The following is a 10,002-nucleotide window of genomic DNA, read 5'->3' as shown; positions in this document are numbered from 1 at the left end:
GCGCGCCGCCTTTAAATTTGCCGCTTAAAATTTTTTCGTTCGCGGCGGCTTTGGAGCTCGCGCAGTATTTTGGCGCCGTGCAAATTTTAGGCATAGAAAATAAAATTTTAAAAGTAATGATCGGCGGGACGTTTGATTTTGCCGACCTGCTCTGCTACGCTGCGGGCTGCGTCCTAGCGGGTGTCTATGAAAAATTTGAAAAAAGGAGAAGCAATGGATAAACAAAATGCCGTGCAAAAAATGACAGAGGTCATGGCAAAATTCGTCGGCTACACGGGTAAGGTGCTGCCCGACGACGTGACGGCGAAGCTGAGCGAGCTTAGCGAGCGCGAAACGCAGCCGCTGGCGAGAGAAATCTACAAAACGATGTTTGAAAACCAGCGCCTTGCAAAGAAACTAGACCGTCCGTCCTGCCAGGATACGGGCGTGATCCAGTTTTTCGTACGCTGCGGCGCAAATTTCCCGCTCATAGGCGAGCTTGAGGAGCTGCTGCGAGAGGCCGTGCTGCGAGCGACGTGCGAGGCTCCGCTGCGCCACAACAGCGTCGAGACCTTTGATGAGTACAACACCGGCAAAAACGTCGGCAAGGGCACGCCTAGCGTCTTTTGGGAGATCGTACCGCAAAGCAGCGAGTGCGAGATACACACCTATATGGCGGGCGGCGGCTGTAGCCTGCCCGGCAAGGCAACCGTGCTGATGCCGGGCATGGGCTACGAGGGGGTAGTGAAATTCGTCATGGGCATAATGACCAGCTACGGCATAAACGCCTGTCCGCCGCTGTTAGTCGGCGTGGGCGTGGGTACCTCGATAGACGTGGCGTCGCTGCTATCTAAAAAAGCGCTGATGAGGCCTCTTGGCTCGCACAATCCAAACGACCGAGCCGCGCTAACCGAAAAGCTGCTCGAAGAGGGCATCAATAAAATCGGCCTGGGCCCGCAGGGCATGAGCGGCGCAAGCTCCGTGATGGGCGTGCATATCGAAAACTGCGCCCGCCACCCAAGCGTCATCGCCGTCGCCGTAAACGTGGGCTGCTGGTCGCACCGCAAAGGCCACATCGTCTGGGACGAGCAGCTAAGCTTTGCCGTAAAATCGCACAAGGAGTTCGCGCTATGAGTAAGAAAATTTTAACCACGCCGATCGGCGCAGAGGATCTAGCGGATATCAAAATCGGCGACGTGATCTACCTCAGCGGACACATCGTCACCTGTCGCGACGTGCCGCACAGACGCGTCGTGCAGGAGGGCCGCGAGCTGCCGCTTGATATCAGAGGCGGCGCGATCCTGCACGCGGGGCCGATCATCAGAAAAGCGGGCAATGGCGGTAAAGAGGGCTTTGAGATGGTCTCGGTCGGGCCGACTACGAGCATGCGGATGGAGAAATTCGAGCGCGAATTTATCGCTAAAACGGGCGTGCGCCTCATTGTCGGCAAAGGCGGCATGGGCGAGGGCACGATGAGCGGCTGCAAGGAGTTTGGCGCGATACACTGCGTATTTCCCGCGGGCTGCGCGGTGGTCGCCGCAACGCAAGTAGAGCAGATCGAGAGCGCGGACTGGACGGAGCTTGGGATGCCTGAGACGCTGTGGAAGTGCCGCGTGAGGGAGTTTGGTCCGCTCATCGTCTCCATAGACGCCCACGGAAATAATCTTTTTGAGCAGAACAAGGTCAAATTTAACGAGAAAAAGGATGCGGCGCTAGCTGAAATTTTACCGCAGGTCGGGTTTATAAAGTAGTTAAATTTTGGCGGCTCGCGCTTTAAATTTTTGCACTCTGTCGCTAAATTTTAAAATTTATCGCTGTAGCTAGGGGTAAATTTTAAGAGCTTTGGGCGGATATGGCGCGGGTGCGAATGATGAATAAAACAGCCAGTGGGGCTAAGCGCGAGATTAAATTTATCTGCAAAATTTAGCTAATCGCAGGGATAAATTTTAAAAATTTATCCCACAAAGCCGCCGTTTTAAAGCGCCAACTAAAAGAGCGTGCTAATCTCGCCCAAGCTCTTTCGTAAATTTAGCCTACGCGCTATTTTTCTGCGCGAATTTCACGCTTGCATAGAGGTAGCTTGCAAGCCCTAGCGCGCCCAGTATCGCGCCCGCCTCGCCTATGCGCTCAAGTCCGAATCTCGTTGCGACCTGATGCCCCAAAAGCGCTCCGCCGCCGATACCTACGTTATAGATCGCCGAGTAGATCGATATCGCGACATCGGTAGCATCCGGAGCCAGCGCCAAAACCCTAATCTGCAAACAAAGCCCAAAGCCAAAAATTCCCACTCCCCAGACGAAAGCTGCAAGCAGTAGCGCTACGTCATTTGCGACAAAAACTTTTAGCGTTAGCACCGAGGCTAGGATAAAGAGAATCGCGCAGATCAAAAATGCGTTTGGAAAAGGGCGGTAAAGCTTCGAAAAAAGCACGCTAGCAAGAATGCCCGAAGCGCCGAATGCAAGCAGGACGTAGGTTACGAAGTGATTGCCTGCGGGATTAAATTTCGCCACGAAGGGCTCGACGTAGCTATAGGTCGTAAAATGCGCGCCTACGATCAAAAATGTAAGCAGATACAAAGCAAGCAGCATCGGACGCCTTGCTAGCATCGGCAAGCTAGCAAGGGAGCCTGCACGGCGGCTTGGTAAAAACGGTAAAATTTTCCAAAGAAACAGCGCTTCCGCAGCCGCAAGCGCGCCGATCGCAAAAAACGTAATCCTCCAACCCAAAAGCTCGCCGACCACGCGCCCCAAAGGAAGCCCCAAAACCATCGCCAGCGAGGTGCCCAAAGCCAGCATGCCGATAGCCTGAGAGCCTTTGTTTATCGGCGCTAGGCGCACGACGAGCGATGAGGTGATCGACCAAAAGATCGCGTGCGAAATCGCGATGCCAAGGCGCGCGATTACCAAAACGGCAAAATTCCACGCAATGGCGGCCAGGACGTGGCTTAGCGTAAATAGCACGAAAAGTCGCAAAAGCAGCCTCTTGCGCTCAAGCTTTGAGGTTAGCAGCATCAGCGGCAGCGAAAGGATACTCACCGTCCACGCGTAGATCGTGATGATTAGGCCCGTACTCGTAACATCCATCTTAAAATCCGCCGCAATGTCGCTTAGCAGGGCCACGGGGATAAATTCCGTCGTGTTAAAAATAAAGGCGGCAAACGCCAGCGCGATAACTCTCGTGTAAGCGATTTTATGGACGTTCATCGGTTTTCTCTTTCCAGCTTTTAAATTTAAACTTTAAATTTAGCGCATTTAGCGGTTTTTAGTTTTTCGAGTTCTGCTCGGAATTTTAAAATTTTAAATTCCGTGCCGTATATACGTGCCGCGTTTCGTGCTAAATCTAAGCGGAGGATTATAGCTAAATTTATCCTCTGCTTAGATTGCGGAAATAGAATTTACGCTCAAAACGCAAAGTCGCATGGAGTAAAATTCACGTAGCGATCAATCAATGAAAATTTAAAATGAAATTTGCGCTGCGCTCGTTAGGAAGCAATAAAATTTCTTGTATTTGGCAGAATGCGTTGAAATTTTATATACCGCGATGTTATAAGCTATAAATAAAATTTTGCTACGTCGAGTTTGGATGCGTATAGCAGTTGAGGCTTTGTAGTGGCTAAATTTTATTATCCAGTTTGTTGCGATATGAGGTTTTTTCATCTTGTGGTAGGTGCATTTTTAAATTTCTTAATTTTCGCGTATTCCCGTCATTTGATATTTGGGTCAGAATTTCAAGCCAGACGGCTAAATTTGCATTAATCTCTACCTGTTACTCGCGATCTGCGCTTAAAGTACGCAAAAATTTATTTTCAAAGCGGTGAAAGAGCCCGTCTCAAATCGCCCGCAATGCTCGTCTAAAACTGCCAGCAGATCGCGCTTGTAGCCCGCCTGCTGTGATAAAGCTTTAGAATTTTATTCGGTTTGCGAAGCATTTAAATTTTTAAGCAATAAATATGTAAAATTAGCGAAATTTGATAATTCCAAAGGACGAAAAATGGTAAAAGTTATGAAAACGATGGACGGAAACGAGGCGGCGGCTTACGTCTCATACGCCTTCACCGAGGTCGCGGGCATCTATCCGATCACGCCTAGCTCGCCTATGGCGGATTACACCGATATCTGGGCGTCGCAGGGCAAGAAAAACCTCTTCGGCATGCCCGTTAAAGTAGTCGAGATGCAAAGCGAGGGCGGCGCGGCGGGCACCGTGCACGGCTCACTCCAAGCAGGCGCGCTTACGACGACGTACACCGCATCGCAGGGGCTTTTGCTAAAAATTCCAAATATGTACAAGATCGCGGGCCAGATGCTTCCGGGCGTCATTCACGTCGCGGCGCGCGCGCTTGCGGCGCAGGCGCTTTCAATTTTCGGCGATCATCAAGACGTCTACGCCTGTCGCCAAAGCGGCTTTGCGATGCTTGCAAGCGACAGCGTGCAGGAGGTGATGGATCTGGGCGGTATCGCGCATCTTGCGGCGATTAAGGGGCGAGTGCCGTTTTTGCACTTTTTCGACGGATTTCGCACGAGCCATGAAATTCAAAAGATCGAGGTGATGGACTATGCCGAGTTTGATCGCTTGCTCGATCGTGAGGCGGTGCGTAAATTTAGAGAGAACGCGCTAAACTCCGAGCATCCTAAAACTCGCGGCACGGCGCAAAACGACGACGTGTATTTTCAGACGCGCGAGCTAGTTAATAAATTTTACGACGCGCTTCCGGACATCGTCGCGGAGTATATGAGCGAAATTTCAAAGATCACGGGGCGGTCGTACGCGCCTTTCGTCTATTACGGTGCAAGTGAGCCGCAGCGCGTGATCGTCGCGATGGGCTCGGTCAATCAAGCCCTTGAGGAGGTGGTCGATCATCTAAATGCGAAGGGCGAGAAGGTAGGCATGCTAAAAGCGCATCTCTACAGGCCTTTTAGCCTCAAATATCTCTTCGCCGCGATGCCTAAAAGCGTGCGTAAAATCGCCGTGCTCGACCGCACGAAGGAACCCGGCAGCCTCGGCGAGCCGCTGTATCTGGATATAAAAGCCGCTTTTTACGGGCGCGAGGACGCTCCGCTCATCGTGGGCGGCAGGTATGGGCTAAGCTCTAAGGACGTCGATCCTGCACAGCTAATCGCCGTGTATGAAAATTTAAAGGCGGACGAGCCTAAAAACGGCTTTACGATCGGCATCGACGACGATGTGACTCATCTATCTCTACCCGTGGGAGATAAAATTTCGCTCGGCTACGAGGATGAGACCGAGTGCCTGTTTTATGGCCTTGGCGCGGACGGCACCGTGGGCGCGAATAAAAATTCCGTCAAAATCATCGGCGATAAAACCGATCTTTACGCGCAGGCGTATTTCGCCTACGACAGCAAAAAATCGGGCGGCTACACGCGCTCGCACCTACGCTTCGGCAAAAGACCGATCCGCTCGACCTATCTCGTCTCAAATCCGCATTTCGTCGCCTGCTCGGTCGCTGCGTATCTGGACATCTACGACGTCATCGGGGGCATCCGCGAAGGCGGCACCTTCCTTTTAAATTCCATCTGGGATGCCGAGCAGACGGCGGCAAAGCTTCCAAACAAGGTCAAAAAAATTCTAGCCCAAAGACGGGTAAAATTTTACATTCTAAACGCCACCAAACTAGCGCACGACATAGGGCTCGGAGGTCGCACCAATACGATTATGCAATCGGCGTTTTTCAAGCTTAGCGGCATCATTCCGTTTGAGCAGGCGCAGAGCTATATGAAGGAATATGCCAAGAAAACCTACGCCAAAAAGGGTGAGGCGGTCGTGGCGATGAACTGCGATGCGATCGATAGGGGCGCGGACGCTTTGGTGCAGGTAGCGATCGATCCTGCGTGGGTAAATTTAAAAGATGACGCAGCGGATATAAACGACAAATATAAAGGCGACGAATTTATAGAAAAGATCGTAAAACCGATGAATGCAGCGCGCGGCGATAGCTTGCCGGTCTCGGCGTTTTTAGGGCACGAGGATGGCGGGTTTGACGCGGGCACGACGCGATTTGAAAAACGCGGCGTGGGCGTCACGGTGCCTAAATGGATCGAGCAAAACTGCATCCAGTGCAACCAGTGCGCCTTCGTCTGCCCTCACGCCGTAATCAGAGCGTTTTTGCTAGACGAAAAGGACGAGGCTGCCGCGCCTTCAAATTTAAAAGATCACCTACTAGAAGCCAAGGGTAAGGAGCTAAAGGGGTTAAAATATAAGATCCAAGTAAGCCTGCTAGATTGCACGGGCTGCGCGCTTTGCGCCGAAAACTGCCCGAGTAAGGAAAAATCGCTCGTCATGGTGCCGCTTGAAGAAGAACTTGCGAAGGGCGAGCAGGAGAGTGCGGACTTTTTATTTGAGCACGTAAGATATAAAGACGATTTGATGGACAGATCAAGCGTCAAGGGCGTGGGCTTTGCGCGCCCGTATTTTGAATTTCACGGCGCGTGCCCTGGATGCGGCGAGACGCCGTATATCACGCTGATCACGCGACTTTTCGGCGATCATATGATCGTAGCCAACGCCACGGGCTGTAGCTCGATCTACGGCGGATCGGCGCCTTCGATGCCGTACCGCAAGGACGAGAACGGCCGCGGCGTCGCGTGGGCGAACTCGCTTTTTGAGGATAACGCCGAGTTTGGGCTGGGAATGAAGATCGCAAGCGAGACGCTGCGCCATAAGATCGAGGATCTTATGCTGGGCTCGCTCTCAAGCGTGCCAAACGCGCTAAAGGCGCTTTATCACGACTGGATTGAGAACAGAAACGATACGCTAAAATCCGCTCAGATCAGAGATAGGCTGGTGCCGCTGCTAGAACAAAATTTGGACGCGCCGGGGGTTCGTGAAATTTTAGAACTGAAGCAGTATCTAAACAAAAAATCGCAGTGGATCATCGGCGGCGACGGCTGGGCCTATGACATCGGCTACGGCGGACTTGATCACGTGCTGGCTACCGGCGAGGACGTAAACGTGCTGGTGCTAGATACCGAGGTTTACTCAAACACGGGCGGGCAGAGCTCCAAAGCTAGCCGCCGCGGCTCGATCGCGCAGTTTACCGCAGGCGGCAAGGCGGTGCAGAAAAAAGACCTCGGCCAGATCGCGATGACCTACGGTAACATCTTCGTCGCGCAGGTAAATTCCAACGCAAACCAAGCCGCGACGCTAAAAGCGATCATGGCGGCGGAGGCTTACCCGGGACCTAGCCTTATCATAGCGTATTCGCCGTGTATCGCGCACGGCATCAAAGGCGGCATGGGCAGCTCGGGCGATCAAGCCGAGCTTGCGAGCAAATGCGGCTATTGGCCGACCTACACCTTCGATCCGCGACTTGCGGCTGAGGGCAAAAATCCGCTTAAAATTTCATCCAAAGAGCCGGACTGGAGCCTTTATGAGGAATTTTTGCTAAACGAAGTGCGCTACAACGCGCTTAAAAAGATCGATCCGGAGCACGCGGGCAAGCTTTATGAGGCAAACAAAGCTGATGCGATGAGACGTTACCGCCAGCTCAAGCGGCTTGCGAATGCCGATTTCGGCGATGAGGTTATCTCTGCGGGCGTCGCGAGCGAGAATGCTTAAGCTTTGCGGCTATTTGTTGAAATTCCGGCTCTGCAAATTTTGCAATCCGGAATTTTATTAAATTTCGCGGGACTGCATAAAATTCCGTATAAATTTTAAAAGAGAAATCCATGAAAAAAATTGGACTAATCGGCGGTATGAGCTACGAATCTACGATTACCTATTATGATGGGATCAATCGCAAAATTAACGAGCGTCTAGGCGGGCTAAGTAGCGGCGAGATCCTGCTAAGTAGTCTAAATTTTGACGAGATCGAGCGGTGCCAAAGAGATAGTGAGTGGGGCAGGGCGGGCGAAATTCTAGCTCGTCACGCGCGGGTTTTGCAAAGCGGCGGCGCGGATTATATTTTTCTTTGCACTAACACGATGCATAAGTGCTACGAGGCGATAAAAGCCGCTATCTCCGTGCCTTTCGTGCATATCGCGGACGCCACGTTAAGTGAGCTGCGAAAACGTGGCGTGCAAAAAGTAGGGCTGCTCGGCACGATCTACACGATGACGCAGGATTTTTACAAACAGCGCTTGATAGATGGCGGCGTAGAGGTACTCGTGCCGAATGCAGACGAAATGGAAGCGGTAAACGAAGTAATTTTTGATGAGCTTTGCTTTGGTAAAATCTTACCGCATTCCAAGAAGAAATTTTTGCAGATCATTGAAGGGCTTAGAGCTCGCGGTGCGCAGGGCGTTATACTGGGCTGCACGGAGATCGGACTGCTCGTATCGCAAGCAGATACCGCCGCGTGGCTATTTGATACTACGCAGATCCACATCGATGCGGCAGTAAGTCTAGCTTTAAGCGAGTAAATATCAAATATGAGCCGGTAAAATTCCAGCTTATAATTTCAAATTTTTATATATATTATCAGTTAAATTTAATCTTTCTCTGTTATAATAACGACTATCAATCATAGAAGGGGATGAAATGAACGTTTTAGTTATAGGAGCAGATGAGATTACGCCCATTAAGGCGGTTTTAAAAGACCTTGGTGCGAGCAACATCGAGCACTGGGACGCACGAAACGAAAATCGCGTAAATCGCAAGCCGATCCCGCAAGATACCGAGTGCGTCGTTATGCTTACGAGCTTTTTAAACCACAACACGATGAAAAAAATCAAAGGCGAAGTAAAAAAGCGCAAAATCCCGCTCGTATGCGCTAAAAGAAGCGTTAGCTGCGTATTTTGCGAATACTGTAAGGTTTTCAATTTAAATCAAGAATTCGGTTGCAAGCCTTGCGAAGATGATTAAAATTCCAAGGAATTTAAGTAATGCCGGCAAGCCCAGGCAAGCGGTTAAAAAATCGTGCACTACGCCGCAATCAAATGCTTACGACGATGAAACAGGCGAGCTAAATTCCAAGGATTCTTTAAATTCTAACAAATTTAACGCTACTTGCTTTACGCACGCCGAAAGTAAGAAATTTAGCGGAAAATCTAAAAAGTTTCTAAGCGATAAATCGGACGCACTTAATCATAATGCCTCTAAGCCGTGCGCTGCAAAGAGTGCGCAAAAAGGCGGCGCAAATAGGAATTTTACAGCAAGGGCTTTTTACGATACTAGCTCCGCACAAAAGAATTTTTTCTACGCTAAGCGCTCGGACGAGAAATCAGCTTTGTTACGAGATATTGCTGCATCAAAACGAGATATCGCGGCGCGCAAAAAACGCCAAAAAGCGGATCTGCGGCGCGATAATGAGCTTATTGATGATGAAATTTTAAATGCTGAAGCTTTTAATAAAAAATTCTTTTGCGGCGAAATTTTTGGCTTTGATGCGAACGGGCGCGAGATTGCGCCAGAGGCGCTGCAGGATTATGATGCGGCTTCGCGAGCGCGAGCGATGCTAGCTCTATATAATTTTAACGTTAATGCGGATTATAGAATTCTGCCCGCAAATTTAAAGGGCGCTTCGCAGTTTCGCACCGCATTTTTAAATTTTATCGCTTCCGAGCTTGGGCGCAGTGCTCGCAAAATTTACCGCTTCAAGCCCGCCGTGAAATTTTGCGTAGCGGATAATGCGATAATCTTTTCTTATCTGCGCGGCATGTCGCTGCCCGTATTTGCCGCCAAGCCCGCTTATAAGCTAACTCGCGCGATCGTGAGCTTGCGTAGCGGCGTACTGCTAAACGGAGACGATGCGTTTCGCAACTTCGTATTTTGCAAAATCGCGCTGCGAAATGCAGGCGCACAGCTGCAGCTTGTGGGCAAATCAGGCGAGCTCATCGTAGTTCGCAAGAGCGGTTTTAGCCTAGGCGTGGTTACGAGCTTTAAAAAAATTTTACCTCAAAATCGAGCCATTTATGATAATGATATAAAAAAAGCGCTAGAGCTTTGCCGCGGAGCAAACCTTGATGCCGTGTATCTTGTCTATCCAAAAAATGAAAATTTTAACCGCCACGTCGAGATAAAAAGCGAATGCTTTAAGGGAAATTTCATTATGAAATTAGTACCATACAA

At 50.4% G+C, this 10,002-nt stretch carries 8 protein-coding genes; 7 read left to right on the top strand and 1 reads right to left on the bottom strand.

Annotated elements, in window-relative coordinates; genetic code table 11:
- The 3 genes from Q0614_RS04410 to ttdB all read left to right on the top strand — a co-directional run.
- Window positions 1-221 (top strand): DUF2809 domain-containing protein (locus Q0614_RS04410; protein ID WP_298786821.1); only part of this gene is annotated, 221 nt, incomplete at its 5' end.
- Complete coding sequence (ttdA, locus tag Q0614_RS04405) at window positions 214-1,113, top strand: L(+)-tartrate dehydratase subunit alpha (protein WP_298786818.1); 900 nt, start codon at window positions 214-216, stop codon at window positions 1,111-1,113. The genes Q0614_RS04410 and ttdA, both read left to right, overlap by 8 nt.
- A complete protein-coding gene (gene ttdB / locus Q0614_RS04400; protein ID WP_298786816.1) occupies window positions 1,110-1,730 on the top strand; it encodes a L(+)-tartrate dehydratase subunit beta in 621 nt (206 codons plus the stop codon). The genes ttdA and ttdB overlap by 4 nt, the downstream gene beginning before the upstream one ends.
- 282 nt (window positions 1,731-2,012) lie before the next feature.
- Here ttdB and Q0614_RS04395 read toward each other — a convergent pair whose 3' ends face one another.
- Window positions 2,013-3,182: a sugar transporter gene (locus Q0614_RS04395; protein WP_298786813.1), complete on the bottom strand. Its 1,170-nt coding sequence runs from the start codon at window positions 3,180-3,182 to the stop codon at window positions 2,013-2,015.
- A 787-nt stretch (window positions 3,183-3,969) separates the two neighbouring features.
- Between Q0614_RS04395 and nifJ the strand changes: the two genes are divergently transcribed.
- The 4 genes from nifJ to Q0614_RS04375 all read left to right on the top strand — a co-directional run.
- Complete coding sequence (gene nifJ, locus Q0614_RS04390) at window positions 3,970-7,551, top strand: pyruvate:ferredoxin (flavodoxin) oxidoreductase (protein WP_298786811.1); 3,582 nt, start codon at window positions 3,970-3,972, stop codon at window positions 7,549-7,551.
- Window positions 7,552-7,661: 110 nt separating this feature from the next.
- The gene (locus Q0614_RS04385; RefSeq protein ID WP_298786809.1) at window positions 7,662-8,354 is read left to right on the top strand and encodes an aspartate/glutamate racemase family protein; all 693 of its coding nucleotides are present in this window, start codon (window positions 7,662-7,664) and stop codon (window positions 8,352-8,354) included.
- Window positions 8,355-8,472: 118 nt separating this feature from the next.
- Entirely contained in the window at window positions 8,473-8,796 is a 324-nt protein-coding gene (locus Q0614_RS04380; RefSeq protein ID WP_297945424.1) for a DUF2325 domain-containing protein, read from the top strand.
- The coding region (locus Q0614_RS04375) for a hypothetical protein (RefSeq protein ID WP_298786807.1) at window positions 8,789-10,002 on the top strand (1,214 nt) is incomplete at its 3' end. The genes Q0614_RS04380 and Q0614_RS04375, both read left to right, overlap by 8 nt.

The sequence above is a fragment of the uncultured Campylobacter sp. genome (assembly GCF_937997595.1).
Classification (GTDB): domain Bacteria; phylum Campylobacterota; class Campylobacteria; order Campylobacterales; family Campylobacteraceae; genus Campylobacter_B.
Note: the sequence above shows the minus strand (reverse complement) of the source record. Positions and strands in the feature narration are given on the sequence as shown.

Excerpts from the sequence above, each read along its gene's own strand:
- ttdA (WP_298786818.1), top strand. The coding sequence starts at position 214 with ATGGATAAACAAAATGCCGTGCAAAAAATGACAGAGGTCATGGCAAAA.
- Q0614_RS04395 (WP_298786813.1), bottom strand. The coding sequence starts at position 3,182 with ATGAACGTCCATAAAATCGCTTACACGAGAGTTATCGCGCTGGCGTTT.
- ttdB (WP_298786816.1), top strand. The coding sequence starts at position 1,110 with ATGAGTAAGAAAATTTTAACCACGCCGATCGGCGCAGAGGATCTAGCG.
- Q0614_RS04385 (WP_298786809.1), top strand. The coding sequence starts at position 7,662 with ATGAAAAAAATTGGACTAATCGGCGGTATGAGCTACGAATCTACGATT.
- nifJ (WP_298786811.1), top strand. The coding sequence starts at position 3,970 with ATGGTAAAAGTTATGAAAACGATGGACGGAAACGAGGCGGCGGCTTAC.
- Q0614_RS04380 (WP_297945424.1), top strand. The coding sequence starts at position 8,473 with ATGAACGTTTTAGTTATAGGAGCAGATGAGATTACGCCCATTAAGGCG.